The 24,738-nt window shown below is 44.6% G+C and carries 28 protein-coding genes and 1 tRNA gene; 13 read left to right on the plus strand and 16 right to left on the minus strand.

The genetic code is table 11. The features are described 5' to 3' along the window. Nucleotides 1–67 precede the first annotated feature (67 nt). On the minus strand, nucleotides 68–382 hold the full coding sequence (locus tag ABDB98_RS16390; RefSeq protein ID WP_012118522.1) for a DUF1433 domain-containing protein: 315 nt from the start codon (nucleotides 380–382) through the stop codon (nucleotides 68–70). 51 nt (nucleotides 383–433) lie between these two features. Here ABDB98_RS16390 and ABDB98_RS16395 point away from each other — a divergent pair, with 51 nt between their 5' ends. From ABDB98_RS16395 to ABDB98_RS16410, 4 genes are all read left to right on the plus strand, one after another. Beyond that, nucleotides 434–1,861 (plus strand): lipase, encoded by a 1,428-nt coding sequence (locus tag ABDB98_RS16395; RefSeq protein WP_438420703.1) that lies wholly within the window; start codon nucleotides 434–436, stop codon nucleotides 1,859–1,861. Between the two features lie 16 nt (nucleotides 1,862–1,877). Further along, a complete protein-coding gene (locus ABDB98_RS16400) occupies nucleotides 1,878–2,189 on the plus strand; it encodes a hypothetical protein (RefSeq protein ID WP_045925896.1) in 312 nt (103 codons plus the stop codon). A 134-nt stretch (nucleotides 2,190–2,323) separates the two neighbouring features. Continuing rightward, a complete protein-coding gene (locus tag ABDB98_RS16405) occupies nucleotides 2,324–2,497 on the plus strand; it encodes a hypothetical protein (RefSeq protein WP_438420704.1) in 174 nt (57 codons plus the stop codon). A 55-nt stretch (nucleotides 2,498–2,552) separates the two neighbouring features. Then, entirely contained in the window at nucleotides 2,553–2,783 is a 231-nt protein-coding gene (locus ABDB98_RS16410) for a hypothetical protein (protein ID WP_438420705.1), read from the plus strand. 31 nt (nucleotides 2,784–2,814) lie between these two features. Here the strand turns inward: ABDB98_RS16410 and ABDB98_RS16415 are convergent, their stop codons facing one another. From ABDB98_RS16415 to ABDB98_RS16430, 4 genes are all read right to left on the minus strand, one after another. Next, nucleotides 2,815–3,402, minus strand: a complete 588-nt coding sequence (locus ABDB98_RS16415) for a hypothetical protein (protein WP_053574197.1) — start codon at nucleotides 3,400–3,402, stop codon at nucleotides 2,815–2,817. A 464-nt stretch (nucleotides 3,403–3,866) separates the two neighbouring features. Further along, a tRNA-Arg gene (locus ABDB98_RS16420) sits at nucleotides 3,867–3,942 on the minus strand. A 251-nt stretch (nucleotides 3,943–4,193) separates the two neighbouring features. Next, the gene (locus tag ABDB98_RS16425; RefSeq protein ID WP_438420706.1) at nucleotides 4,194–5,663 is read right to left on the minus strand and encodes a glycoside hydrolase family 32 protein; all 1,470 of its coding nucleotides are present in this window, start codon (nucleotides 5,661–5,663) and stop codon (nucleotides 4,194–4,196) included. A gap of 14 nt (nucleotides 5,664–5,677) precedes the next feature. Then, nucleotides 5,678–6,910 carry an MFS transporter gene (locus tag ABDB98_RS16430; protein ID WP_438420707.1) on the minus strand — a complete coding sequence of 411 codons (1,233 nt, stop codon included), beginning with the start codon at nucleotides 6,908–6,910 and terminating at the stop codon, nucleotides 5,678–5,680. Between the two features lie 363 nt (nucleotides 6,911–7,273). On the opposite strand from ABDB98_RS16430, the gene ABDB98_RS16435 reads away from it, so the two are divergent. Together ABDB98_RS16435 and clpP are read left to right on the plus strand one after the other, a co-directional pair. After that, nucleotides 7,274–8,248, plus strand: coding sequence for a LacI family DNA-binding transcriptional regulator (locus ABDB98_RS16435; protein ID WP_438420708.1), 975 nt, complete (start codon nucleotides 7,274–7,276; stop codon nucleotides 8,246–8,248). Nucleotides 8,249–8,480: 232 nt separating this feature from the next. After that, nucleotides 8,481–9,077 (plus strand): ATP-dependent Clp endopeptidase proteolytic subunit ClpP, encoded by a 597-nt coding sequence (gene clpP / locus ABDB98_RS16440; protein ID WP_003151513.1) that lies wholly within the window; start codon nucleotides 8,481–8,483, stop codon nucleotides 9,075–9,077. 41 nt (nucleotides 9,078–9,118) lie between these two features. Here the strand turns inward: clpP and ABDB98_RS16445 are convergent, their stop codons facing one another. Further along, the gene (locus tag ABDB98_RS16445) at nucleotides 9,119–9,979 is read right to left on the minus strand and encodes a LysR family transcriptional regulator (RefSeq protein WP_049627464.1); all 861 of its coding nucleotides are present in this window, start codon (nucleotides 9,977–9,979) and stop codon (nucleotides 9,119–9,121) included. A 173-nt stretch (nucleotides 9,980–10,152) separates the two neighbouring features. Here ABDB98_RS16445 and ABDB98_RS16450 point away from each other — a divergent pair, with 173 nt between their 5' ends. The 4 genes from ABDB98_RS16450 to ABDB98_RS16465 all read left to right on the plus strand — a co-directional run bounded on the left by ABDB98_RS16450 (nucleotide 10,153) and on the right by ABDB98_RS16465 (nucleotide 13,723). After that, nucleotides 10,153–11,283: a 2-methylaconitate cis-trans isomerase PrpF family protein gene (locus tag ABDB98_RS16450; RefSeq protein WP_060964194.1), complete on the plus strand. Its 1,131-nt coding sequence runs from the start codon at nucleotides 10,153–10,155 to the stop codon at nucleotides 11,281–11,283. A 43-nt stretch (nucleotides 11,284–11,326) separates the two neighbouring features. Next, nucleotides 11,327–12,703, plus strand: coding sequence for an MFS transporter (locus ABDB98_RS16455; RefSeq protein ID WP_060964193.1), 1,377 nt, complete (start codon nucleotides 11,327–11,329; stop codon nucleotides 12,701–12,703). 134 nt (nucleotides 12,704–12,837) lie between these two features. Beyond that, complete coding sequence (locus tag ABDB98_RS16460) at nucleotides 12,838–13,581, plus strand: hypothetical protein (protein ID WP_438420709.1); 744 nt, start codon at nucleotides 12,838–12,840, stop codon at nucleotides 13,579–13,581. Further along, nucleotides 13,559–13,723: a hypothetical protein gene (locus ABDB98_RS16465; protein ID WP_438420710.1), complete on the plus strand. Its 165-nt coding sequence runs from the start codon at nucleotides 13,559–13,561 to the stop codon at nucleotides 13,721–13,723. The genes ABDB98_RS16460 and ABDB98_RS16465 overlap by 23 nt, the downstream gene beginning before the upstream one ends. Nucleotides 13,724–13,731: 8 nt before the next feature. Here the strand turns inward: ABDB98_RS16465 and ABDB98_RS16470 are convergent, their stop codons facing one another. Beyond that, on the minus strand, nucleotides 13,732–14,307 hold the full coding sequence (locus ABDB98_RS16470) for a TIGR00730 family Rossman fold protein (RefSeq protein ID WP_047477263.1): 576 nt from the start codon (nucleotides 14,305–14,307) through the stop codon (nucleotides 13,732–13,734). A gap of 115 nt (nucleotides 14,308–14,422) precedes the next feature. On the opposite strand from ABDB98_RS16470, the gene ABDB98_RS16475 reads away from it, so the two are divergent. After that, nucleotides 14,423–14,743 carry a MazG nucleotide pyrophosphohydrolase domain-containing protein gene (locus tag ABDB98_RS16475; RefSeq protein ID WP_438420711.1) on the plus strand — a complete coding sequence of 107 codons (321 nt, stop codon included), beginning with the start codon at nucleotides 14,423–14,425 and terminating at the stop codon, nucleotides 14,741–14,743. Between the two features lie 44 nt (nucleotides 14,744–14,787). On the opposite strand, the gene ABDB98_RS16480 is transcribed toward ABDB98_RS16475, so the two are convergent. Further along, on the minus strand, nucleotides 14,788–16,377 hold the full coding sequence (locus ABDB98_RS16480) for a SulP family inorganic anion transporter (RefSeq protein ID WP_438422163.1): 1,590 nt from the start codon (nucleotides 16,375–16,377) through the stop codon (nucleotides 14,788–14,790). A gap of 2 nt (nucleotides 16,378–16,379) precedes the next feature. Beyond that, entirely contained in the window at nucleotides 16,380–16,970 is a 591-nt protein-coding gene (locus ABDB98_RS16485) for a beta-class carbonic anhydrase (RefSeq protein ID WP_095241440.1), read from the minus strand. A 364-nt stretch (nucleotides 16,971–17,334) separates the two neighbouring features. Here ABDB98_RS16485 and ABDB98_RS16490 point away from each other — a divergent pair, with 364 nt between their 5' ends. Next, nucleotides 17,335–18,327 carry a 2-hydroxyacid dehydrogenase gene (locus ABDB98_RS16490; RefSeq protein ID WP_438420712.1) on the plus strand — a complete coding sequence of 331 codons (993 nt, stop codon included), beginning with the start codon at nucleotides 17,335–17,337 and terminating at the stop codon, nucleotides 18,325–18,327. A 130-nt stretch (nucleotides 18,328–18,457) separates the two neighbouring features. After that, nucleotides 18,458–18,922, plus strand: a complete 465-nt coding sequence (locus ABDB98_RS16495) for a ribonuclease (RefSeq protein WP_438420713.1) — start codon at nucleotides 18,458–18,460, stop codon at nucleotides 18,920–18,922. Between the two features lie 60 nt (nucleotides 18,923–18,982). Here ABDB98_RS16495 and ABDB98_RS16500 read toward each other — a convergent pair whose 3' ends face one another. The 7 genes from ABDB98_RS16500 to trxB all read right to left on the minus strand — a co-directional run bounded on the left by ABDB98_RS16500 (nucleotide 18,983) and on the right by trxB (nucleotide 24,567). Further along, the gene (locus tag ABDB98_RS16500; RefSeq protein WP_438420714.1) at nucleotides 18,983–19,729 is read right to left on the minus strand and encodes an arylamine N-acetyltransferase family protein; all 747 of its coding nucleotides are present in this window, start codon (nucleotides 19,727–19,729) and stop codon (nucleotides 18,983–18,985) included. 24 nt (nucleotides 19,730–19,753) lie between these two features. Next, entirely contained in the window at nucleotides 19,754–20,011 is a 258-nt protein-coding gene (locus ABDB98_RS16505) for an HPr family phosphocarrier protein (protein WP_012118534.1), read from the minus strand. A gap of 23 nt (nucleotides 20,012–20,034) precedes the next feature. Then, nucleotides 20,035–20,985, minus strand: coding sequence for a DNA-binding protein WhiA (gene whiA / locus ABDB98_RS16510; protein ID WP_007407421.1), 951 nt, complete (start codon nucleotides 20,983–20,985; stop codon nucleotides 20,035–20,037). Between the two features lie 26 nt (nucleotides 20,986–21,011). Further along, a complete protein-coding gene (locus ABDB98_RS16515; protein ID WP_013353725.1) occupies nucleotides 21,012–21,965 on the minus strand; it encodes a gluconeogenesis factor YvcK family protein in 954 nt (317 codons plus the stop codon). Continuing rightward, nucleotides 21,962–22,849 (minus strand): RNase adapter RapZ, encoded by an 888-nt coding sequence (gene rapZ, locus ABDB98_RS16520; protein WP_013353726.1) that lies wholly within the window; start codon nucleotides 22,847–22,849, stop codon nucleotides 21,962–21,964. Before rapZ ends, ABDB98_RS16515 begins: the two co-directional genes overlap by 4 nt. Before the next feature lie 25 nt (nucleotides 22,850–22,874). After that, nucleotides 22,875–23,342 (minus strand): 8-oxo-dGTP diphosphatase, encoded by a 468-nt coding sequence (locus ABDB98_RS16525; protein ID WP_013353727.1) that lies wholly within the window; start codon nucleotides 23,340–23,342, stop codon nucleotides 22,875–22,877. A gap of 274 nt (nucleotides 23,343–23,616) precedes the next feature. Next, on the minus strand, nucleotides 23,617–24,567 hold the full coding sequence (trxB, locus tag ABDB98_RS16530) for a thioredoxin-disulfide reductase (RefSeq protein ID WP_029575303.1): 951 nt from the start codon (nucleotides 24,565–24,567) through the stop codon (nucleotides 23,617–23,619). Nucleotides 24,568–24,738 lie beyond the last annotated feature (171 nt).

The following is a 24,738-nucleotide window of genomic DNA, read 5'->3' on the forward strand; positions in this document are numbered from 1 at the left end:
GAAACATATCACGAATTTTGTAGATAATTAAACAAAATAAATACCCACTCATCCTGAGGTGGGTATTTTACCTTTCTTCGGCATTGACCACTGAAATACCTATCTCCTTGTTCGTTGGATCATATATACCGGAAAATTCTTTTTCTTTATTATTATTTATGTAGCCTGAAACTTCAACTCCGCCTGTCGGATCGATATTGTAGTCTTTTGAAAAATGAACTTCCTGTACATTTTTATAGTCTTTTTTTAAGTAATTCTTCATGTGCTCTTGCGCCTCAATCACAAGTTTTTCTTCGTTTTTATGTTTATCATATTGACGCTTCACGAAAAAACCTCCCACTGCTATAATTATAACAATTAGGATAATAATGTATTTTCTCATGCGTATCATCCTTTCGGAACTATTTTACAATATAAGAAAGGTGATGTATATATGCCAAAAGGAAAAGAAATAACAGTCTCTAATGTCACAGATAAAGAATATTACCGTTTGAGTCAAGCAGCTTACCATTATAAAATGTTAGCCCTGCATATGAAATATAAAACTCCTTATAAAATAAGTAAGACGTCATATTGGTACGTTGAGAAAGTGAAGCAGGATTCTGATACGGGTCTTGATGCCTTTGTATTCTCAAAAGGCATCAAGACCAAAAACGGAAAATGGATAAAATCAAAAAACCCCGAAAACGTGGTCGTCGCCTTTGCCGGAACCGATATCGGAAAAGACCCGATCAATGACGGCGTAAAAGCGGACGGCGGGAATATTGTTTTTGGAAGCGACCCCAAAAAAGAAGCTCATTATATCGTTGAAAAGGACGCGAAGGATACGTCTAAAACACTCGGAAAATATAACGGCACACATTCTCAAGACACGATGCTTATAACCGGAAACTATAAACTCATTACGAAAACATCGCAAATCGATCAAGCCGATCAGCTGGTACGCAGCTTAAAGAAAAAGTATGCCGGAACGTCAACAATTATTTCAACAACCGGCCATTCACTCGGCGGCGCTGAGGCCGAATACAGCGCGGTGAATAATGATATTTATGCCGTCGCGTTTAACAGTCCTTCCGTCGTGAAACTGCACGATGAGGAAACACAGAAAGACATCAACAGCGGCCTATACGATCCTTACATCCGGTCAATTATCAATCCGGACGACATGGTCGGGGCAGGTTATTGGAATGAATATGACCGCCACAACGGGACAACGATTTATACGAAAAACCCCTCACTCTCACAGTTCAGCCGAAAGCAGCGGCTTGATGGGAACTTAAACGAGCAGATCAGCAAGAATCTCGCTTATTTCTTTACTACCGTCATTCTGAGAAATCCGGATACACACGGCTTAAACGAAGCGAATTTCATATTTGACCGAAACGGAAACATCACAAATCCGAACGGAGATGAATTAGTCTTTGACAAAAACCTCGGCGCTCTTCTGCCGGCCGGTGCGATCGGAAGCGGAGACGCGATAAAAGTAACGCCGAAAAATGCAAAGAAGCTGGCTGAAAAGGTGCAGGCCATGACTGAGGATTTGCGGACGATGAAAAAAGAAGCGCAGAACGCCTATCAGGAGCACGATGAAAAAATTGCCGAGCTGAAAACCGAATTTTACGGCCAAGTCGGACACGGCTTGTTTGATCAGCTTCAAGCACAGGACGTGACCAATACAATTGAAGATATTGCGCAATCCTACGACAAAGGCCCGATTTTTTACGACACTCAGGCTGAGCAGGCGTTTATTGATTCTTTGCAGGCGGCGATCACAGACCTTGAAGAGATCGGCGGATTCTTACATAAAATAGCGGACAAATTTCAGGAAAAAGACCAGATGCTCGCAAACTGGTTAAGATGATAGAGGTGGATACATAATGCCGACATTAGACGAACTTCTAGAACACAAGGACGACCCGATGAAGAAAAGGCTGCAGCGGCAGATGCTGAAAACCGTTATGACGCAGGCAGCGGGAACAAAACTGGAAACAGTGCGCCAAACGCTGAAACCGACATTCGAAATGGACACATTGAAAGATGAATTATATGAAGTTTACTCAGCTTTATTGAACAGCTTCGAAGGCAAGGCGCAAAAAGCTCTCGCACAGCGGATCAGTGAAAGTGCGCGGCTGATTGCCGGCACCGAAAATAACAGAGACACATTCATTAACAGTTTCAAAACAAGGTAAAATAAAAGAACGTTGATATATAAGGTTTTTTGATAATCCTTTTGCAAAAGAACATGTTGAATCTAAAATGTGATCCATCAGTCGGAATGAGTATCCGGCGGGAAGTGAGAACGGGAGAATAAAAGAAGCTTATCATGAACATTAACAAAACAAGGGGTTTATTGTATCAGATCGCGCGTATTCTTGACGATGTTCAAGCTGCTAAAAACGGCACGCTTGGAAAAAGGATAAACCGCCACGCTGCAGGAAAAGCCACCGGGACACTAAACGAGCAGGATTTTTTTCGGATAGGCTATATCCTCTTTTAAACAAAATCCTCATTTGGTAAAATAAGGGGTATTGTAAGGAAGGAGTGATTGAAGCGTGTTATTGTTCATAGGAAAGTTCATATTGCTCTTTTTGTTCTGTACGTTAGTGTATTATTTATTTAAAGTGGTTTATTACAATGTTGGTAAGAAGGTAGCTCTCAATGCGTCAGAAGGAACAAAAGCCAATTGGGTTGCGAACGTCTTAATTAAAAATGGTACTAAGCTTACTGACGGAGATTACTTTATGGTTGCTGTCGTTACGGCATTATGGCTTGTGCTGAGATAATATAAAAGCCTCCCTTACAGGAGGCTTTTTCTTATTTGGTTGGATAACCGTTTGCCTTACAGAAACTCTTTATATATTTGTTTTTCTTCGCAAATTTTCTGCACGCTTTATTCATTCCAGCATTATAGACTTCTTTCAAAAACTGTTGAGCTAATCCAGCAAGCCCGATTGCTGTCAAAAGGGCAAGCAACTCTTGCAAAGCAATATAAACTACCCAAGGGATAGCTGGTACAAATGTCGCTGAGGCATCCCCGTTGATTTCAACTTTTTCACCTTTGTTTTCCTCTAACCATTTTACTTGTTTGCTCGGAATACTTTCATAAAACATCGACATATTAAATAATTCTTCGCTTGAATAGCCAATTTGTTTAGCTTTTTCAACATCTATGGTGTATGTAAAATCATCGTTGAGTTTTAATGCACTTTGAACAAATTTCTCTGCTTTTTCGTAATCAGCCTCAGTAACTTGTTTTAATGCTTCGCTGATCTTCTCTTCCGAAGTTAAATTCTTCATGATTGATTTTGCTTCTACGGTGTTGGCAGGAGTGCTTAACAGGACAGTGACCAAAAGAGCGACCGACGACAAAATGATAATCGCACTACTCTTCAACTTCCTCATTCCTTTCTGCCAATTTTATTACATGTTAAATATTATCATATTTACCAATTAAATCGAAACCCCGTTTTACATTTTAAAGTTCTATTAATATATTAGTTAAGCCTCTCTAAAATAAGAAGGAGCTTTTTTCTATTAATCAACGACGCTTTCATTTTAAGACATTGGTAACAATCATTATCATACAATCTTTTCAACGATCGGCTTTATAGTTGGATTGATATTTTTAGTTTTTCACCAAACAAGATAAAATCCATTTATGATGTATCAAAACGATTAGGACTTGCTAGTATTGATACGACTCAAAGCCATGTGCAAAGATTGCGTAAAACAAAATGAAATAATAACGTTTTTTAACGCTTTATCGGGTTCCCAATAAGTCCATCGAAACAAAGAAAAACCCTTGCGCGGCAAGGGTTTTCGACTTCTTTAAGCTTTATTAATTTAAAGCTATCTAATGCTTATGACGCGCTCGGAGGGATTCGAACCCCCGACAGACGTGGTACCGGAAACCACCGCTCTATCCAACTGAGCTACGAGCGCACGTTTTTTCAATCAGATACCTTTATATTATAATAAAGACACGCGCAGAAAGCAACACTTTTTCAATAATAGTGAACTTTACGGCGCTTATGCTGCAGTGATGTATGTATAGTAACGGGATTATGCAGCGTCCCCATGCAGCATAATCCCGCCCCGCATAACGGCTTGGTTTTCAAAAGGTTCACACGCCTGATACGATCAGTCATTTCAGCTGCTCAGTACTTTTCCAGCCACTTCAGAAAAAGCACGTTTCAGCTTTTTTTCCAAATGTCTTTTAACGTCCAATAGGTGAATTCCTCAACCTTTACAGCGCCTTTCTCAGAAAACAGCTCAAGCCCCAATCTGCCCTCTTTCGGATAGATACGGCTTGTCATTGTTGCTTCTCCATGATTGGCGAATACTTCAATCGAAGATCTGTCAATAAATATCCGCAGCGCCAGCTTGCCGCTTGCATCCAGCCGCACTCTTCTCACACCGTCTTTCGCTTTCCCCATTTTGGTGCAATCAAGTGTCAATTTTTCATCCGTTAGATTGTACTTAAGTACAAGTTCTTCTTCACCAAGGCCGCGAATCTTAAAACCTGCCGATTCGGCATCACAATCGTTGATATCAAACACGACTCGGGCTTCAAGCAGGTCTTCGGACGTCTTTGCCACGTAACTCCCTGATACCTGCCGGCCGGCACATTCCCGGTATTCCTTTGTTCGCAGCTGTTTGGTTTCTTCCGCGGGATTCATCAAAAGTTTATGATCATCACGCAATGTCAGTTCTCGCGGCAGCGTCAATGCACCGCACCATCCGTCCGCTTTTGTCGGCATCTCAGATTCCCACATATCCATCCAGCCGATAGCAATTCTGCGTCCCTTATCATCCAGTAATGTTTGCACGGCGTAAAAGTCATGGCCGTAATCCAGCTCTGTAAAAGCGCCATGTGTAAATGTATTTGTTTCATCATTATAGTCACCGATTAAATAACCAGTTTGATGTAAATTGTTATATGAATCGCCGTTCGCTTCAATACCCTGTGGCGAAATCAGCAGGACATGTTTGCCGCCTAATTCAAAGAAATCCGGACATTCCCACATATAGCCGAGATGACCGTCGCTTTGGGCGAGAACACCTGCGTATTCCCAATCACGCAAATCAGATGAACGGTATAAAACGACCCGTCCGACGTTTTCTTTTGTGGAGTTGCCGATGATCATATACCACTCATCGCGATGCTTCCATACTTTCGGATCGCGGAAATGACGGGCGCTGTCTTCCGGCGGTGCCGCGATAACCGGGTTTTCCTGAAGCTTTTCAAACACAACCCCATCTTGGCTGACCGCAATATTTTGAGTTTGATAGAAAAGGTCTTTCTCTTGATCAATCATATTATGACCTGTATAGATTAAAGTAAGGCGTCCGTTATCATCGGCCGCGCTTCCCGAAAAACAGCCGCTTTGATCAAATGCATCACCCGGAGCTAAGGCAACCGGCAGGTGCTCCCAATGAATGAGATCTTTACTCTTTACATGTCCCCAATGCATCGGCCCCCAATGCTCATCATACGGATGATGCTGAAAAAAGACGTGGTATTCACCTTTAAACTGAATAAGCCCGTTCGGATCATTGATCCAATTCGCCCGGGGCATAATATGGTACCCCAGCCGATATCTTTGTTTCACTTTACCCTCGGCTTCCTTCAAAGCTTCCTCCGCCTGCTGAATTCTATCCATTTGTAACATCCTCTCTATCCGATTTTTTGCAGATGCTGGACACGCCTGCTGTTTTGTTTCGGGCCCAATAAAGTAAATATGGAGATGACGGTAAAAACAAAGACGACCATTCCCATGATGAGATAGGTTTGCCGGAACCCCGCACTGTCATATAATCCTCCCGCAAGCGGCGACAGAATCGACGCGCCTGCCTGAGATGCAAATTGAAAACCGACGAGATAAAGGACGGACGACAGACGCGTATCGAAATTGGCCGCCAAATATTTAAAAACGGCGATCAGCATAATCGGCAGTTCCAGTGCATGGATGAGTTTCATTGATGAAATCCCTACAGGCTCAACTGCAATTCCGGACCCGACGATGCGGAAAGCCATTAAAAACCCCGCTAAAATCAAACTCTTTTTCGCTCCGAACTTATTGACGATAAAAGGCGCAAGAAACATCATGCCGGCTTCCAAAAATACCTGGACTGAATTAAGATAGCCGAATACTTGGTTGCCTATCGCCACTGAAGGAAACAAAGACGCATAATAGATCGGGAACTGCTGATCATATACGCCGTAAATGCAGGTCACGCCGATAATGTACATCATAAAAAACCAAAAATCCTTTAATAAAAAGAGCCGCCCCACATCTTTTAACCGGACCGAATCCGCTCTGTTTTTCTCGTGGTCGGTCATTTCGATTTTTACAGACATGATAATGGCCGTTAAAATGACGGCTGAAACAGATGCGATCCAGAAGTTGATATTGGGGTTGATATTGAAAAGCTGCCCTGCAAAAAATGCAGCCGCCGCCCAGCCCAGTGAGCCCCACATTCTTGATTTTCCATATTCGAAATGATATTTTCGGCTGACCTTTTCAATGTACGTTTCAATCGCGCCTATCCCCGCCAAAAAGCCGGCTCCCAAATACAGGCCTCCGACAATGGCGCCAAGAAAGACATTGTACTGTAAAAGCGGTCCATAGATGAAAATATAAAACGGACCTGTAAATAGGAGAAGAAAGCTGATCATAAATAAGATCTTTTTCTTCAGCCCCAATTTGTCAGAAATAAAACCGTAAAGAGGCTGCATGCACAAGGCGAATACGGCGTTTAAAGAAAAAATAATGCCTGTCGCTGACCCGTTTAAATTGATTTCCTGCCCCAGCCAAATCGCAAATAAAGAATAGCTGGAAGACCAAGTAAAAAAGAAAAAGAAAAAATAAGCACTCAGTTTCCAATACAGACTTTTTGCGTTTTTCATTTTCACCGCTCCTTTAATAGGACCTTTTCATCCACGTTCCCGAACCGCTGAGCCACGTCATTCTTTCTCGCTATAAAGTAAGCGCTTTCTTTACGGAGCTGTCCGGTACTTCCTTTAGCTGCATTACGCGAACAGCATCCGTCACTTCCATTCACCCTCTTTGTAAAGCGCTTTCATAAAGAATTTTATGTCAACCGGTTTCATATGTCAATCGGTTGACATAAAATTTTCTGATTATTCAAATCAAACAAAACGCACCCCTAGCAGAAATATGGAATTTCCTTGCGCATGTCAGCCCGATTCTCTAAAATAAGTGCGTGACGAGAATTGTAAGCCATTTCAGTAAAGCAGGAGGGCAAGGGAATGAAGCCTAACATTCACGATGTTGCAAAAATAGCGGGGGTTTCCTCTACAACCGTTTCGCGGGTATTAAATAACCGCGGCTATATCAGCGAAAAAACAAAAGAAAAAGTGTACAAGGCGATGGAAGAAATCAATTACTTTCCAAACGATCTCGCCCGCTCTTTATTCCGTAAAAGAACCAATTTAATAGGGCTTATCATCCCGAACTCCGGCAACCCGTTTTTCGGCGAACTCGCTTTTCATATTGAAAGCATTTGTACGTCCATGGGCTACAAACTGCTGCTTTGCAACAGTTTACATCGAAAGGATAAAGAAGAAAAATATGTGGAGATGCTGATAAGAAACCAAGTGGACGGCGTGATCGCCGTGACTTACAACCGGGGAATTCTCAATTATCATAAGCAAAATCTGCCGATTGTCGCCATTGATCATTTCTTATCGGATTCAATTCCCGTCGTCGGCTCAGACAACTATGACGGCGGAAAAAAAGCGGCGGAACTGCTGATCGAAAAAGGGTGCCGGCACATCGTCCATATCAACGGCCCGCTTGAACTCGAAACACCGGCAAACCTCAGAAGAAAAGCATACGAAGATGTCATGCGTAAACACGGAAGGCAGCCCATTACATATGAAGTACCCTTTTATCAACATGACCACGACATCATTTCATCGTTATTCGATGAACAGCCTGACACCGACGGCATTTTTGCCAGTGATGATCTGATGGCGGCAGCAGTCATGACCGAGGCCAAAAAACGGGGAAAAGACATCCCGACTCAATTAAAAGTGATCGGTTATGACGGCACCGAAACCATTCAATCGATTCTTCCGGAATTGACAACCATCCAGCAGCCGATCGAATTGATTTCCAAAACAGCCATCGAGATTTTAGTAAAAGAAATTGAAGGCGAATTTGATGATTTGCCGCTGGAAACGTATTTGCCGGTGAGGTTTCTGGAAGGTCAGACAACTTAATCAGCCGTACGGCACGCCAGCGTTCTATTTCGGCTGCTCAGGCCATATCATTTTCTCAAGCGCCGGCGTTGTTAATACCCATTTTTACTTTGCTGTTTGAACTTTTTGTTTTCTGGGAAAAATGGTGTTAGAAGAAAAGGTTGGCATTTTGGTCAGCGTTTTGTTTGACCTTTATTGACCAAAAATGTATCATGTAAATACATACTTACCTAAAAGGTGAAGGAGGAGCATTATGAATTTAATACCTACAGTCATTGAACAAACGAACCGCGGAGAAAGAGCTTATGACATTTACTCCCGTCTTTTGAAGGACCGTATTATCATGCTTGGATCTGCGATTGATGACAACGTTGCGAACTCCATCGTGTCACAGCTTTTATTCCTTGAAGCGGAAGACCCTGAAAAAGATATTTCCATTTACATTAACAGCCCTGGCGGATCAATCACTGCCGGTATGGCAATCTACGATACAATGCAGTTCATTAAACCGAAAGTATCTACAATCTGCATCGGGATGGCCGCTTCTATGGGAGCATTTTTACTTGCAGCCGGTGAAAAAGGCAAACGTTACGCGCTTCCTAACAGTGAAGTCATGATTCACCAGCCGCTTGGCGGAGCGCAAGGACAGGCGACAGAAATTGAAATCGCGGCAAAACGCATTCTCTTGCTTCGCGATAAATTAAACAAAGTGCTTGCTGAACGTACCGGCCAGCCGCTTGAAGTGATCGAGCGTGATACAGACCGCGACAACTTCAAATCAGCTGATGAAGCTTTAGAATACGGCTTAATCGATAAAGTGCTGACACGCAATACGGAAGACCAGAAGTAATATCCTGCCTGCAAGAGAGTTTCAAACTCTTGCAGGTTTTTTTATGTTCTATCTTCATTCAAAAAAGTAATGAATGCTTTGACGACAGACAATTCTAACGCTGAAGAATCATACATAAGCCACGTATCACGTATCACAGGCTCGTTATTTTTATAGGACAGCGCCAATGTGTATAATTCATCAGAAGGCTGAAGACAGATTTCCGGCACAACAGAATAACCGAGGCCGTTTTTCACCATCTCTTTACAGGTTTCCTGTCTGTCTACCTCCATTGCAATGAAAGGCGGTTCAGTAAATTGATTATTCCACCATTTTTGAATCAGACTTTTCAAAGAAGCATCAGTTTGATAATAAATCATCGGCAATTTGGGCAGGTCCTCACTGTTGATTTCAGTTTTTGAAATAAGGTACAGCCTCTCTTCATTTAACAGTTGTTTTTCCCCTTGCCAATCATAATTTCCCCTCATAATCCCAAGGTGTACCCCCGAATGATGAAGCAGATCCATCACCTTCGCACTCCATCCCGTATTGACGTGGAATTGAACAGACGGATACTGATCAGAAAACCGTTTTAGAATCGCCGGGAGCTTGTACTGAGCAAAATTGCTTGAGACTCCTAATCTGAGAACCCCGCTGACTTCATGACTCATATTGAGCATATCATCCTTCATTTTTCTGAATTCCTGCAGCATCTCTTTCGAATATTCAACCAGATATTCACCTTCTGAAGTGAATTCCATCCCTTTTTTTCTTTTATAAAAGAGGCGCACTCCGAATTGCGATTCCAGGTTTTTGAGCCGATAACTTAATGCCGGCTGTGTCATATATAACCGCTCCGCCGCCTTCGTCATATTTTTTTCCTCGAATAATGTTATGAGTACAGCCCAATCCTTTTCATCCATATAAAATCCCCCAAAATATTTTTCTGCTATAAAATTTTCTCCTATTATAAAAGTTTTTTATTCAACTTTATAAAAATTATATGTTTTACTTATAATCCTTATTTATCATACGATATTTTCCAAAGGGACCGGTACCTTTTTATCCACACAAAATGATGTAAGGATGAGACAGCATGGAAAAAGTTCCTGTAACCGTCATGAGAGGCGGCACCAGCAAAGGCGTTTTTATTCTTCAAAAAGACATGCCAGACGATACAAACCTATGGAGCGATTTTCTTTTAGACATCATGGGAAGTCCTGACGAGAGACAAATTGACGGCCTCGGCGGCGGCCATTCTCTCACAAGCAAGGCAGCCATTATTAAGAAATCTGCCAGAAAGGACGCAGATGTTGAGTATACATTTGCGCAGGTCAGTCTCACTGATAAATTTACCGACTTCAAAGGCAATTGCGGAAATATTTCTTCTGCCGTAGGCCCTTATGCTATTGAGAAGGGGCTCGTTCAGGCTGAAGAGCCGGTGACAACAGTCAGAATTTTAAACACGAACACTCAAAAAGTGATCGCAGCAGAAGTTGAAGTCAAAAACGGAACATTTCATTATCAGGGAGACTGCTCGATTCCGGGGGTTCCAGGTACAGCTTCTCCTATTTATCTTTCATTTCACCAGGCTGAAGGGGCGGTGACCGGAAAACTGTTTCCGACCGGTCAGCCTATTGATGTTCTCGATACACCGTATGGGAATATCTCCGTATCGATTATTGATTACGCCAATCCGCTTGTCTTTGTAAAAGCAGAGGACGCGGGGCTTACCGGCATAGAACTTCCGGACGAATATACTCCGGATATATTGGAAAAGCTCGAAATAATCCGATCAATTGCAGCCGAAAAATGCAGATTCGCTCCGAGACATGAGGCTTCGGCAAAATCACCGGCCGTACCAAAACTGACTTTAATCTCATCCCCAGCGGATTATATTGATACAAAAGGGATAAAGAGACACGCTCATGAAATGGACCTTGTCATTCGTATGATGTCCATGCAAAAACCGCATCAAGCTTTAGCCATTACAGGGGCGGTATGCACGACCGCCGGCATGTTATTGCAGGATACGATATTATCTGAATTTTCATTCTCCGGAAAAACGATCCGATTAGGGCATCCAAGCGGCATTTTAAAAACCGAAGCAGATGCTGATCCAGACGGAACAACGATTAAAGTAGTACGCACAGCAAGAAAAATCTCTGAAGGCTATGTGTTTACTAAACAAAGTTACAACATGAATACGCTGAATCACATTGGTTAATACAAGCCCCCAGACAAGTCAAAGATAAACGGAGGAATACGAGATGATCAATGTAAACGTGTCTAATCGACTGAACAGACTGCCTTTTTCAAGGGCTCATCAAGCGGTGCTCGTTATCCTTTCATTCGCTTACTTTTTTGATTTTATTGATTTAAATACGTTTTCATATGCGGCGCCTTCACTTTTAAAGGAATGGAACATATCCACTCATACCATCGCTTTTATTACGTCTGTCTCCTATTTCGGAATGTTTATCGGCGCCTCTGCCGGAGGATGGTTTTCAGACCGTTTCGGAAGGAAAAAAGGTTTAATTCTGGTTGTCACCTTTTTCTCTTTCTTCTCCCTCCTCTCTTCTCTGTCTTGGAATCCAGAAATACTCGGTGTTTTTAGATTTCTTACGAGTTTGGGTATCGGCGCCACGACGATTGTGGCCAGTACGTATATCAGCGAATTTTTCCCATCAGCAGCCAAGGGGAAATACCAGGCAATCTGTATTACGATAGGCATATGCGGAATTCCTGCAGCCGGCTGGGTGGCTAAATTGGTTGTGCCGTCCGCCTCTTACGGCTGGCGGTTTATCTTTCTATTCGGCGCGGTCGGTATTTTTTTTCCGCTGATCGCCAGAAAACTGGAAGAATCACCGAAATGGCTGGATACGAAAGGAAAAAGCGAACAGGCACACCGTATTCTGCTTGAGCTTGAAGCAAAAATAGAAAAAGAAAAGGGTGAACTGCCTGAACCGGCTCCGGCTCTAAAAAGCAGAAAAACCGCTGTAAAATCCGTTCCATATCGGACGTTATTTCAAAAGCCTTTAGCAGGAAGAACTGTTGTTTTAATGACGATGTGGGCAGCTTCCACGATTGCCATTCAAGGCTTTGGCACGTGGGTTCCCACCCTTTTGGTGAAAGAAGGCGTATCAATGGATGAGTCTATCGTATACGTCACTCTGGGAACGATCGGTGCCCCGCTCGGCGCTCTCATCGCGTCGCAAATCTCTGACCGTGTGGATCGAAAGTGGGCCATTTCTGTTTTATCGTTCATTATTATGGCGCTTGGATTCATTTACGGCATCAATCCTTTGCCGATGGTCATTGTCATATGCGGATTTCTCATGCATATGTTTGAGCGTACGTTCAGTTCGATCGCATATGCTTATACGCCGGAATTATATCCGGTTGAAGCCAGGGCGTCTGGAAATGGCCTCACTTACGGTGTGGGACGTCTTGCGAATGTAGCCGGTCCCTTTGTCGTCAGTTTCCTATATTCAGGCTACGGATTTTTAAGTGTTTTCTTGTTCTTTACAGGCTGCTGGCTCCTTTGTGCACTGACAGTCGGTATTTTTGGAATCGGGTCAAAAAAACAAAAGATGCAGCAGGATGATTTCATATCAGAAGACACATTCGCGCAGCAAAAGTTGTAAACGCATACACCTCAAACCGCAAAACATCCATCTCCTCAGAGGAAATGGATGTTCTTCTTTCAATCTCAACCGCAGTCTCTTTCTCACCTTATTCTCATACATATGTCTTATCTTTAAGAAAGGGCGTGATACGCATGAGATGGAGAAAACGGCTTTTCCCCAGAAAGAAAAGGTATTTTATGGGCGGAGAACTTTCCGATCAGAATGGTTTAGATGCAACCGCCGAACCATCTTCCTTCAGAGCAGTTGATGCCGAAACATATTTCAGACCCTCTTGTCTGCCTGTCCTGAACACAGCAATTGAAAGTTCCTTTTTTAATCCTTATATTGATAGGCCTTGGAAAAACATTCATCTGCCCCAATCCCTCACTTTGGCTCCGGAAAAAACGATCTTACATTATTTTAGTATTTTACGTGAAGCCGAAAATCTTACGGACGAAAAAGCCGGGGGATGCGGTACAGTCGGCCAGGCCCGCATTCCTTTTCCGCTTGCCTATGCCTTTTTCTCTCCGGCCTGCCGTAAGAAACATTCCTACAAAGCTTTTCTTGCCTCATTTGAAGGTATCGGCCAGACCCACCTGATCAAATTGAATCAGCTTGAAAACTTGCGCTATTTCGTTGAGATCGAAACCATTCAAGGTTCAAATCAAAGCGTCACATTTTTCGCTTATTATCACGGTATTGTCCAGTTGGAAAAACACCATGGCCGGTTTCAGATCGGACGAATAACTTGGTATGGTGAAGATTTTTTGTGTGCCGCTTACCATTTGTGGCAGCACAATGCAGAAACCAGCCTTGATATCAAATTTGGCAGCTGGTGCAAGCTTATTAAAAAAAGGTGGCCCATTCGGCAGAATGGGTTATGTCAAAACAATTGATTTTGACGGAACAGACGGCGGTCATTACCGTTTTGTCTATTTTCAGCTCACGAATGGTACAGACGTGTTAGCCAAACAGCTGAGAAAAAACAGCTCCGGACAATGGGAGCTGATTCATCTTGATACTGACGGCTGCTTATAGGATCTTCCTTACAATTCCCGCCATTTCTTATCTAAAATCGGGTATGTATACCGATTCATCTGCTCAATCAGCTCATCCGGGCGGGAGGAGCTGTGGATCAGCTTCAAATGAGACTCATTCGAAAATCCTTCCTGAATGCTGTACTTGACCATCTTCATCATCGGCTCAAAATACCCGTTCACATTGTAAAGTCCGATTGGTTTTTGATGAATGCCGATTTGCGCCCAGCACAGCACTTCAAATAACTCTTCATAAGTTCCGAAGCCCCCGGGCATGGCAATGTACCCGTCGGCAAGTTCACTCATTTTCGCTTTCCGTTCATGCATGCCGCTGACTTCAATCAGCTCCGTCAGATTTTGGTGAACAATCTCTCCGCTGAACAGTCCGCTCGGCATGACGCCGACAGCTTTTCCGCCGCCTGCCATTAACGCGTCGGCAACGGTTCCCATCAGACCGACCCGTGAACCGCCGTAAACAAGGGCGATTCCCTGCTCCGCCATATATTCACCGAGTTCGGCCGCTTTGCGTTTGTATTCTTCATTTACCCCCGGATTTGATCCCGCAAATACACAAATCGTTTTCATTTTTTCATCTCCGCATCTATATATGTACATCAATAAATCAAAATACACTATATATTGTCCCATCTCTATATGATAATATCAATAAGAATCATACAGGACATAAGGAGTGTTTCACATGCAGATCGCTGAAACAGAACAATGGCTGAAAGACTTTTACGAAAAAAGAGGATGGACAGCGTACGGACCATTTATCAGAATCGGCTTTTTAATGGAAGAAGCGGGTGAGCTCGCCCGGGCGGTAAGAGCATATGAAATCGGCAGGGACCGGCCGGATGAAAAGGACGCGCCCCAGTCAGAACGCAGGCAGGAGCTGATGGAAGAAATGGGTGACGTCCTCGGAAACCTCGCCATCCTCGCCGATAAGTACGGAATCACCTTAGAAGATGCGATGAGAGCCCATCAGGAAAAACTGATTAAACGTTTTGAAACCGAATAAAAACACGGCCTGTCCGCTTTTTCATGGACAGGCCGCACCTGAATTTATCCCGTTATCTCGTCCTGATGCTCAAAGAAGTGCTGTTTTCCGATTTTATGAAACAGCCCCGTCTTTCGGATCAGCTCCCTCGGCTGAGACTGCAATCCGACGATCATCAATCTGCCGTTATGGCGTTTGATCCGGTTCATGACATTCCCCAGCACCGCTTCTGCGGAAGTATCCATGTAATGCACATTATTCATCAGCAGGATAAGCGTTTTCGGCTTTTCCTGAAGCCTCTCCAGCAATGATGATTCCAATGAATCAATCGAACCGAAAAACAGCGGCCCTTCAATGGAATATGTGCTGACGGACGAATCGTTTTTAACCGATTTGACGGCGGCATGCGGTGTTTTGACGCTTGTCGATTCGCTCATTTTTCTGATAAAGAAAACAAAGGCGAGCACGAGACCGGCAGACACGCCGATGATTAAATCAAACAGAACCGTCAGTAAAAAGGTTGCCGCAAGTACGAATGAATCAGTGTTTTTCAGCCGCATCATATTGGCGACTTCCCTCCGTTCACTCATGTTCCAAGCCACAACCATCAATACCGGTGCCATGCTTGCCAGCGGTACGTGAACGGCAAGCGGGGCGAAGACGAGCAGGACGAGGAGGACGGTGACTCCGTGGACAACACCGGAAATCGGAGAAACTGCGCCGTTTTTAATATTTGTTGCGGTCCGCGCAATCGCTCCCGTTGCCGGTATGCCGCCGAAAAGCGGCGCGGCCATATTGGCGATGCCCTGCCCGACAAGCTCCCTATTGCTGTCATGCCGTGATCCCTTCATATTATCCGCGACCATTGCCGATAATATGGATTCAAGCCCGCCGAGAAGCGCAATGATCAGAGCTGACGGAAACATCATGATCATGTTATCAATTGAGAAATCCGGTAGCTGAAAAGCCGGTAGCTGCCGCGGAATCTCTCCGTAAGCAGAACCGATTGTCGCCATCTTGTCAGGGAAAAACACGACCGCCGCGGCTGTAGATACAAGCAGCGCCACAAGTGCACCCGGAATCTTCGGCATCAGTCTCGCTGATAACAGCAAAATGGCCAAAGCAATTCCCGCGATCAAAATGCTGTACAAATTAAAGGTTCCGATCTTTTTGCCGATCTCCGCAATGTTAAGGATAAAGCTTTCATGCTTTTGAATATCGCGCAGACCGAGAAAATGGGCGATCTGCTCTGAGAAAATCAGCACCGCGATTCCGGCCGTAAATCCGACGATCACCGGCTTCGGCACGAATTTCATAATCTTCCCGAGCTTAAATACGCCGAACAGGACGAGCATCACGCCTGCCATGAAACCGGCTACAAGTAAATTCTCAAAACCATACTGCATCACAATGGCAAATAAAATGGGAACAAACGCCCCCGTAGGCCCTCCGATCTGATATTTAGAGCCGCCCAGCAGCGAAATCAGAATTCCGGCCACAATAACGGTATAAAGCCCGTATTCCGGACCGACCCCGGAGGCGATGGCAAAGGCCATGCCCAGAGGAATGGCTACAATTCCGACGACAATTCCTGCGACCAAGTCTTTCTGAAATTTCTGCAAATTGTATCCACGATATCTGCCGGAAAATTGCATGGTCAGCTGCATCCCCCTTTGACTGTTTCATAGCCGTCAACAACAACATCCAGCGTCCCCGTCCCCGGATCAATCACCAGCCCGTGCACCGGCACCTCTTCAGGCAGGAGCGGATGGTGCCTGACCATATTCACGCTGTGAGCCACGCTTTCCTCGACGCTGTGAAAACCGGACAGCCATGTCTCCAAATCGACTCCCGCATGCTGCAAAAGGCTGAGACATTTCTCCTCCACGCCGCGCTCTTTTGCTTTATTTAATATGGAAGCCGCATTCAATCCCGACATCCCGCACTCGCGGTGACCTACGATGCAGACTTCCTCAGCCTGCAGTTCATAAACGGCAACCAAAATACTCCGCATGACACTTCCAAATGGGTGAGAAACAATGGCTCCCGCGTTTTTTATGATTTTGGCATCGCCGTTTCTGAGTCCCATCGCCTGCGGCAGAAGCTCCGTCAGCCTTGTATCCATACAGGATACGATGACAAGCTTTTTTTTCGGGAATTTTGTCGTTTGGTAAGGTTCATATTTCCTTTCTTGGACAAACTGCTGGTTGTGCTCCAAAATGCTTGATAAAGAAACCATTTTTCTAATCATCTCCCATCCGATTGTATTGCAAGCCTTCTTACCCAGCTTACAGTAAGGAATTATAGCACAGAAAAAGGCCTCAAAAGCGCTTTCAAAAAAAGACACGATAATTTAACTGTAAATTCAGATTATATTCATTTATATCTTTCAAAAATAATAAAATTTATCTTTATACAAACCTATAAAGCTTTTGAAAACAGCGGTCCCGCGCTTTTGCCTTCAGAAATATAGGCGGATTCTGTTACGGATTGGAGAAATCACACATGTATATCTCTTCTTCTTTTCATTTTGGGTTCAAAAGAACCAGAAATTCACCGAACGCGTTTGAATATTTCTCACTTTACCGCTTCTCTTATATAATAAAATAGAGATGAAAGACAAAGGAGGAGAAGCCCCGTTGAAACCATATGTATTCATCGCAAAACCGATACCGCCGGAAGTCGAACAAATGATAGGCGAGTATTGCCGCTATGACATCTGGAAAGAAGATACCATTTCAAAAGAAGAATTGTACGAGAAAATGAAGGATGCTGAAGGGCTGCTGACATCCGGAACGGCGATTGACAGTGATTTGCTGGATCACGCGCCGAAACTGAAAGTCGTCAGCAACAATTCAGTCGGCTACGATAATTTTAATATAGAAGAAATGAAAAGACGCGGGGTCGTCGGCACACATACGCCGTACACCTTGGATGACACGGTCGCTGATCTGGCTTTTTCATTAATCCTGTCTTCCGCCAGACGGGTTGCCGAATTGGATCGATTCATCCGGGCCGGCAAATGGGGAACTGTTGAGGAAGAATCCCTTTTCGGTATGGATGTCCACCATCAGACATTAGGCATTATCGGCATGGGCAGAATCGGTGAACAAGCAGCCAAACGGGCAAAATTCGGCTTCGATATGGACGTGCTGTACTATAACCGCAGCAGAAAACCGGATGCTGAGAAAGCGCTCGGCGTTACATATGCCGACTTAGATACACTGCTGAAAACGTCAGACTTCGTGCTTTTAATTACGCCGCTTACTGACGAAACGTATCATATGATAGGAGAACGGGAATTTAAAATGATGAAAGATACGGCATTTTTCGTCAATATTTCCCGGGGAAAGACGGTTGATGAAAAAGCGCTCATCCGCGCATTGCAGGAGGGATGGATAAAAGGCGCCGGTTTAGATGTATTTGAAAAAGAGCCGATCGGCGAAGACAATCCGCTCCTGCAGCTTGAAAACGTCACATTGCTTCCGCATATCGGGTCAGCAACGGCTAAAATCCGTTTGAATATGTTCAAGCAAGCCGCCCAAAACATGATTGACGCCGTATACGGAAAAACACCGAAAAACCTCACGAAAGAATTTCAATGAGAGGAAAAATCCCGGTTGGTTCAGCCGGGGTTTATTTTTCGATAGATCAAAAGTACTATTTTTAAATTCTTTCTATTCCTTTCTCTCGATGCTGATACAATGAAAAGGAATCAGCTTCACATGATGAAAAATGGGAGGTATTGCTTTGAAAAAACGTTTATCATGGATTTCCGTATGTTTACTGGTGCTTTTCTCGGCGGCGGGGATACTGTTTTCAACGAATGCCAAGACGGAAACACCGTCTCACAAGGCACACACAGAAGCACAGGTTATCAACACATTTGACGGGGTTGCGGATTATCTTCTGACATATCATAAACTTCCTGATAATTACATTACAAAATCAGAGGCACAGGCCCTCGGCTGGGTAGCATCAAAAGGGAACCTTGCAGACGTCGCTCCGGGGAAAAGCATCGGCGGAGACATCTTCTCAAACAGGGAAGGCAAACTCCCGGCCAAAAGCGGGCGGACGTGGCGTGAAGCGGATATTAACTATACATCAGGCTTCAGAAATTCAGACCGGATCCTTTACTCAAGCGACTGGCTGATTTATAAGACGACAGATCATTATAAAACCTTTACGAAAATGAGATAAACACATACAAAAAACGGCTTCCCTGCGGGAGGCCGTTTTTTTGCAGAGAACCTGCAAGCTTCATATAAAATGAGCAGTGAATTTTTCTTCAAACTCTGATCGGTCTATTCTGCTGTTTTCCGCCGTGCCATCGTGTTTTTTTATTGTTATATTGCGTTCAGACAGAACCATGTGCCCTTCCGGTGTCCGCTTAGAAGCAAGCAGGCGTTTGTTGAAAGGAGAGCGTTCATGTTCAAAGATTGTTTGTTTCATAGACTTGAGGTCCTTTTCATCGATTTCTTCAAGCGAAAATGCGTAACCTGTCTGCCAGCCGTCCCCTTTGTTCATTTCAAGCACGTATGTCCCGAATTCCGTCTCTTCTATCCTCACGCGGAACGCGCCGGCCGCTGATACCGTCTCATCTCCCGACATCGGCACAGGCTGCATGGCGAGATTGAGGCCGAAGCCTGCATCAGCGATGTACTCATTCCCCCCGGCGGAAAGAAGGACGGCCGCATGTGTGCCGGGCAGCGCCCAGCCGTTTTTCCAGACCGTTCCGCGGATCAATTTGACATCAAATCCGGCATCTTTCAGGATGAAATAAAGCAGTCCGTTCAAGTCATAACAAAGGCCGCCATGAGGCTCCTTCACCATGTGCCGCCACAGTCCTTCTTTCGTGAGGTCATATTCTTTTTTGGACAAAACCGCGCGATTTTCAAACGGAAACCGATACGCGAGCGCCTTTAAAAACTCCGGCAGGTTGCTGAAATCGAGGGAATCCTTTTCCCAGCCTATCGTTTGATAACAATCTTTCAGAAACTCATTCATCGTCCCGTCCCCCTTACAAAGTGTTTACACTTCCTCCTGCACATAAGCGGACAACTTTTCCAGCGCTTCCTTTTCATCGTCGCCTTCAGCGATCAGAGTGACTTCCGTCCCCGTGCTGACCGCCAGACTCATTAATCCCATAATGCTTTTGGCGTTCACTTTCTTGCCGTTTTTCTCAAGAAACACATCTGATGCAAAGCGATTTGCCTCCTGTACAAACAATGCAGCGGGACGCGCCTGCAATCCCGTCTTTAAACGCACTTCCACTTTCTCCTGAACCATAAGATCTCCCCTTTTCGTTACGGTTATTTCAAAGTGATGCTTTGTCCTGTACGCAGCTGTTCTGCAATTTCATCGAGCTTTCTCAGCCTGTGATTGATGCCGGATTTGCTGATTTTCCCGCTTGCAACCATTTCCCCAAGTTCTTTCAGCGTGACTTCCTGATAATCAATCCGCAGCTGCGCAATTTCGCGAAGCTTTTCCGGCAGCGCTTCAAGACCGATCCGTTCATCAATGTATTTAATATTTTCCACTTGTCTGAGCGAAGCCCCGATGGTTTTGTTTAAGTTTGCTGTTTCACAATTGACGAGGCGGTTCACCGAATTTCTCATATCTCTGACAATCCGCACATCTTCAAAGCGCAGCAGTGAATTGTGGGCGCCGATGACATTCAAAAATTCAGTGATTTTTTCCGCCTCTTTTAAGTACGTAATATAGCCTTTTTTCCGTTCAAGCGTTTTGCTGTTCAGATGGAACTCATTCAGCAGCGCGCATAATGAATCGTTATGTTCCTTATAAAGCGAGAAGATTTCCAAGTGGTATGACGATGTTTCAGGATTATTCACAGATCCCCCCGCCAAAAACGCCCCTCTCATATAAGAACGTTTGCAGCAGCGTTTCGCCACCAGTTCCTCAGAAATATTCCGTTCAAATACAAAGTTCTCTCCGAGGATTTTCAATTCCTCTAAAATCAGCTTTGCATTTTCAGAAAAGCGTACAATATAAACATTGTTTTTTTTCAGCCGCATTTTTTTTCTGACTAACAGTTCGACCGATACATCATATTGTTTCTTCAGCAATGTATAAATGCGGCGCGCAATCGCCGCATTTTCGGTTTGAACGTCAAGCACGAGATGGCGGTTTGAAAATGACAATGAACCGTTCATCCGAATCAGCGCGGACAGCTCCGCCTTGGCGCAGCAGTCCTTCACTTCCAGATTCGTCAGTTCTTTTTTGGTTTCCGATGCAAATGACATATTAGCCACCTCATTTCAAAAGACCTCTAGTCCCTTAATAAATCGACGAGAAGAGAAGCCACTTTATGTGTATCGTGACGGATTACGCCATTTTTATACGTGATAATCTGGTCTCTGATCACTTCAAGCCCCATGGCTTTCAGCTTTTCAACGTTAAATTCAACGGGCCGGGCCAGCTCTTTCGCATATTTGCTTTTGATTTCGTCAGGGATATCTTCATTATTGATTAAAATCGTATCGATAAACGGCTGCTCCATATGATCGTTCAGCGCCTTAACGTGGTCGGCTGCGCTGTATTGAAGCGTTTCGCCGGGCTGCGTCATGACATTGCAGATATATACTTTTTTGGCCGCAGCCTTGACGACTTCCTCTCCGATTTTCGGCACGAGCAGGTTCGGGAGAATGCTTGTATACAGGCTTCCCGGGCCGATAATGATTAAGTCGGCCTGGCGGATCACGTCAATCGTCTCCGGCAGCGGATCAATTTTTTCAGGCGTCAGAAACACCCGTTTAATGCGCTGGCCGTAAGAAGGAATGGTCGATTCTCCGGAGACGACCTGCCCGTCCTCCATTTCGGCATGAAGAACGACGCTTGTGTTGGCAGCCGGCAATACTCTGCCGCGGACATTCAGCACTTTGCTCATTTCGGTGACAGCGTGAAAGAAATCACCGGTTATATTCGTCATCGCTGCCAAAATCAAATTGCCGAGCGAATGTCCGGTTAAGTCGCTTCCTTTGTTGAAACGGTGCTGAAACAGGTTTTCAACGAGCGGCTCAACATCTGACAAAGCAGCCAGTACGTTACGGATGTCACCCGGCGGCGGAATTTGAAGTTCATCCCGCAGACGGCCTGAACTTCCGCCGTCATCGGCAACGGTCACAATCGCCGTAATATCAACGGGCTTATGCTTTAATCCGCGGAGCAGCACGGACAAACCCGTTCCGCCTCCGAAGATTGCGATTTTCGGCTTCTTATTCATTTCCTGCTTCTCTTTTCAATGTCCCGGTGAGTAACATGAGTATAGAAATCCTTTTTAAAGTAATCAGCCAGATACTCAGCGAGTGTAACAGAGCGATGCTGGCCGCCCGTACAGCCGATCGCGATGACAAGCTGGCTTTTTCCTTCCCGCTTATAAGACGGAAGCATAAAGCCGAGCAGATCAACAAGCTTTTCGATAAACTTTTGTGTTTCATTCCACTTCATCACATAAGATGAGACTTCCTCATCTTTCCCCGTAAGCGGCCTCATGCTTTCAATGTAGAACGGATTCGGCAGAAACCTTACATCAAACACGAGATCGGCATCTATCGGAAGGCCGTATTTGAAACCGAATGACATCACGTTCACTGTAAAGGTCTCACCTTGGTTCGTGGCGAAATGCGCCACGATTTTTTCACGCAGATCACGCGGTTTCATATCCGACGTGTCATAGATCAGCTGAGAGCGCCCTTTCAATTCTTCAAGCAGCTGGCGCTCCAGTGCGATTCCTTCGAGAGGAAGCCCGGTAGCGGCCAGCGGATGAGAACGTCTCGTTTCTTTGTATCTCGTCACAAGGATGGAATCCTTCGCATCTAAAAAGAGAATGCGCGGTGTAATCCACGGATTTTCCGCCATTTCATCCAGCGCCTCAATCAGCCTGTCAAAAAATTCACGTCCCCGCAGATCCATGACAAGTGCGACCTTGCTCATTTTTGAACTTGATTCTTTCATCAGTTCCAAAAATTTCGGCAGCAAGGAAGGCGGCAGATTGTCGACGCAAAAATAGCCGAGATCCTCAAAGCTTTGAATGGCGACGGTTTTCCCCGCTCCAGACATTCCCGTTATGATGACGAGCTGAATATCATGATTTTCATTCACACTCATCTTTCTCCCCCCTGAGGTCTTTCTTTTATTTGATAAGCTGCGGATCTAAACGATAGCTGAGCAGCTCGAAGTCCGGCGTATACGTAAAGGTGCCGTGCAAAAGCCCTTGGCCCTTGATCATAAAATCAAGGATATGTCCGTCTCCGGGCGCCATCGGAAGGCTGTGGATATCTTTTACGTCATGCCACTTCAAAATGCCTTCCTCAGATTCAGCGACATTCCGCCCCGTGTAGGAATCGGCGACAAAAGTAAACATCATCCACTCTGACACGATTTGTTCCTGTTCCTTAATAATAAAGGTAAACACGCCTTTTAACTGCGGATTTAAGATATAAATTCCCGTCTCTTCTCTGTACTCTCTGATGACGGAGTCTCTGACTGATTCACCGCTCTCCATCTTCCCGCCGGGTGCGACCCACCAGCCCCGTCTCGGCTTTTGGAGAAGGAGAACCTGATCATCTGTCTGCAGCACACAATTTGTCACTCTTTGCACAAGTACGTCACCTAACCTTCTCAACAAATCATCGTCTCTTCATTATACCGTTTCGGCATGTCTCTCACAATGCAGAGACACCGACATCCTTTTCTTTTATTTGACAGAAAACAAAAATTCACAAAAAAAGGGCACGGATACTGGAATCCGTGCCAAGGTGTATTCATATAAAAAGGGGGTCAATTACTACATTCATCTTAAAACATCAGTATTTCACCCGTGTTACAGCGTAATTAAAACACAGTAACGATTCAAAAACTGAACATTACAGCGATTATTTAACGGTTTTGAGCGTTTCCTGAAGCTCTTCCACATAATGCTGAACGCTTTGGGCCGCAATACTTCCGTCACCTGTCGCCGTAACGATCTGGCGGAGTGATTTTTCACGGATGTCTCCCGCAGCGAAAATGCCGGGAACTTTCGTTTCCATTTGATCATTTGTTTCAATGTAGCCTTCTTCATTTGTGATGCCCAAGTTTTCGAACGGTTTAGAAAGCGGAAGCATGCCGATATAAATAAAGACGCCGTCAGCTTTGAATTCTTCCTCTTCTCCCGTCACAGTATCCACAAGTGTCAGTCTGCCGACTTTTCCGTTTTCTTCATGGATTTCTTTTACGGTTTTATTCCATTCGAAATCAATTTTGTCATTGTCAAAGGCACGCGCCTGAAGAATGCTTTGCGCACGCAATTTATCACGTCTGTGAACGATGGTGACTTTTGAAGCGAAGCGTGTCAGATAGACGCCTTCTTCCACAGCCGAGTCTCCGCCGCCGACTACGACAAGCTCTTTATTTTTAAAGAATGCGCCGTCACATACCGCACAGTACGATACGCCGCGGCCGCCAAGTTCTTTTTCCCCGGGAACGCCGATCTTTTTGTATTCCGCTCCGGCAGAAATGACGATGGCGCGCGCTTTATATTCTTTTGAACCGGCTTTGACCGTTTTATATTCTTTGCCGTCGACGATTTCTTTAATATCGCCGTACGCATATTCCGCACCGAATTTTTTCGCATGTTCAAACATTTTATTAGAAAGTTCAGGGCCGAGAATGCTTTCAAAACCCGGATAGTTTTCAACGTCCTCTGTGTTGGCCATCTGGCCGCCCGGAATTCCTCTTTCGATCATTAATGTGGATAAGTTCGCTCGTGATGTATAAACGGCAGCGGTCATCCCCGCCGGACCCGCGCCGATAATGATCACATCATAAATTTTTTCTTCTGACACCATGATTCACTCCTTTTCGAAATGGGGCGCACCCTATATGAATAAGAATCCCCATCAATCGTATTCCTTACCCATATCCTATTAAATCTGAGGGCAATTCGCTATTTTTTTGCTCATTTTTCTGAGAAAACGTGATTAGGCATCTCCTGAGCGGGTATACAAATAAAGAAA

Source organism: Bacillus siamensis (assembly GCF_051628075.1).
GTDB lineage: Bacteria > Bacillota > Bacilli > Bacillales > Bacillaceae > Bacillus > Bacillus siamensis.

Coding starts and splice junctions, on each gene's coding strand:
- ABDB98_RS16390 (WP_012118522.1), bottom strand. CDS start 382: ATGAGAAAATACATTATTATCCTAATTGTTATAATTATAGCAGTGGGA.
- ABDB98_RS16395 (WP_438420703.1), top strand. CDS start 434: ATGCCAAAAGGAAAAGAAATAACAGTCTCTAATGTCACAGATAAAGAA.
- ABDB98_RS16400 (WP_045925896.1), top strand. CDS start 1,878: ATGCCGACATTAGACGAACTTCTAGAACACAAGGACGACCCGATGAAG.
- ABDB98_RS16405 (WP_438420704.1), top strand. CDS start 2,324: ATGAACATTAACAAAACAAGGGGTTTATTGTATCAGATCGCGCGTATT.
- ABDB98_RS16415 (WP_053574197.1), bottom strand. CDS start 3,402: ATGAGGAAGTTGAAGAGTAGTGCGATTATCATTTTGTCGTCGGTCGCT.
- ABDB98_RS16425 (WP_438420706.1), bottom strand. CDS start 5,663: ATGGATAGAATTCAGCAGGCGGAGGAAGCTTTGAAGGAAGCCGAGGGT.
- ABDB98_RS16430 (WP_438420707.1), bottom strand. CDS start 6,910: ATGAAAAACGCAAAAAGTCTGTATTGGAAACTGAGTGCTTATTTTTTC.
- ABDB98_RS16435 (WP_438420708.1), top strand. CDS start 7,274: ATGAAGCCTAACATTCACGATGTTGCAAAAATAGCGGGGGTTTCCTCT.
- clpP (WP_003151513.1), top strand. CDS start 8,481: ATGAATTTAATACCTACAGTCATTGAACAAACGAACCGCGGAGAAAGA.
- ABDB98_RS16445 (WP_049627464.1), bottom strand. CDS start 9,979: ATGGATGAAAAGGATTGGGCTGTACTCATAACATTATTCGAGGAAAAA.
- ABDB98_RS16450 (WP_060964194.1), top strand. CDS start 10,153: ATGGAAAAAGTTCCTGTAACCGTCATGAGAGGCGGCACCAGCAAAGGC.
- ABDB98_RS16455 (WP_060964193.1), top strand. CDS start 11,327: ATGATCAATGTAAACGTGTCTAATCGACTGAACAGACTGCCTTTTTCA.
- ABDB98_RS16460 (WP_438420709.1), top strand. CDS start 12,838: ATGAGATGGAGAAAACGGCTTTTCCCCAGAAAGAAAAGGTATTTTATG.
- ABDB98_RS16465 (WP_438420710.1), top strand. CDS start 13,559: ATGGGTTATGTCAAAACAATTGATTTTGACGGAACAGACGGCGGTCAT.
- ABDB98_RS16470 (WP_047477263.1), bottom strand. CDS start 14,307: ATGAAAACGATTTGTGTATTTGCGGGATCAAATCCGGGGGTAAATGAA.
- ABDB98_RS16475 (WP_438420711.1), top strand. CDS start 14,423: ATGCAGATCGCTGAAACAGAACAATGGCTGAAAGACTTTTACGAAAAA.
- ABDB98_RS16480 (WP_438422163.1), bottom strand. CDS start 16,377: ATGCAATTTTCCGGCAGATATCGTGGATACAATTTGCAGAAATTTCAG.
- ABDB98_RS16490 (WP_438420712.1), top strand. CDS start 17,335: ATGAAAGACAAAGGAGGAGAAGCCCCGTTGAAACCATATGTATTCATC.
- ABDB98_RS16495 (WP_438420713.1), top strand. CDS start 18,458: ATGGGAGGTATTGCTTTGAAAAAACGTTTATCATGGATTTCCGTATGT.
- ABDB98_RS16500 (WP_438420714.1), bottom strand. CDS start 19,729: ATGAATGAGTTTCTGAAAGATTGTTATCAAACGATAGGCTGGGAAAAG.
- ABDB98_RS16505 (WP_012118534.1), bottom strand. CDS start 20,011: ATGGTTCAGGAGAAAGTGGAAGTGCGTTTAAAGACGGGATTGCAGGCG.
- whiA (WP_007407421.1), bottom strand. CDS start 20,985: ATGTCATTTGCATCGGAAACCAAAAAAGAACTGACGAATCTGGAAGTG.
- ABDB98_RS16515 (WP_013353725.1), bottom strand. CDS start 21,965: ATGAATAAGAAGCCGAAAATCGCAATCTTCGGAGGCGGAACGGGTTTG.
- rapZ (WP_013353726.1), bottom strand. CDS start 22,849: ATGAGTGTGAATGAAAATCATGATATTCAGCTCGTCATCATAACGGGA.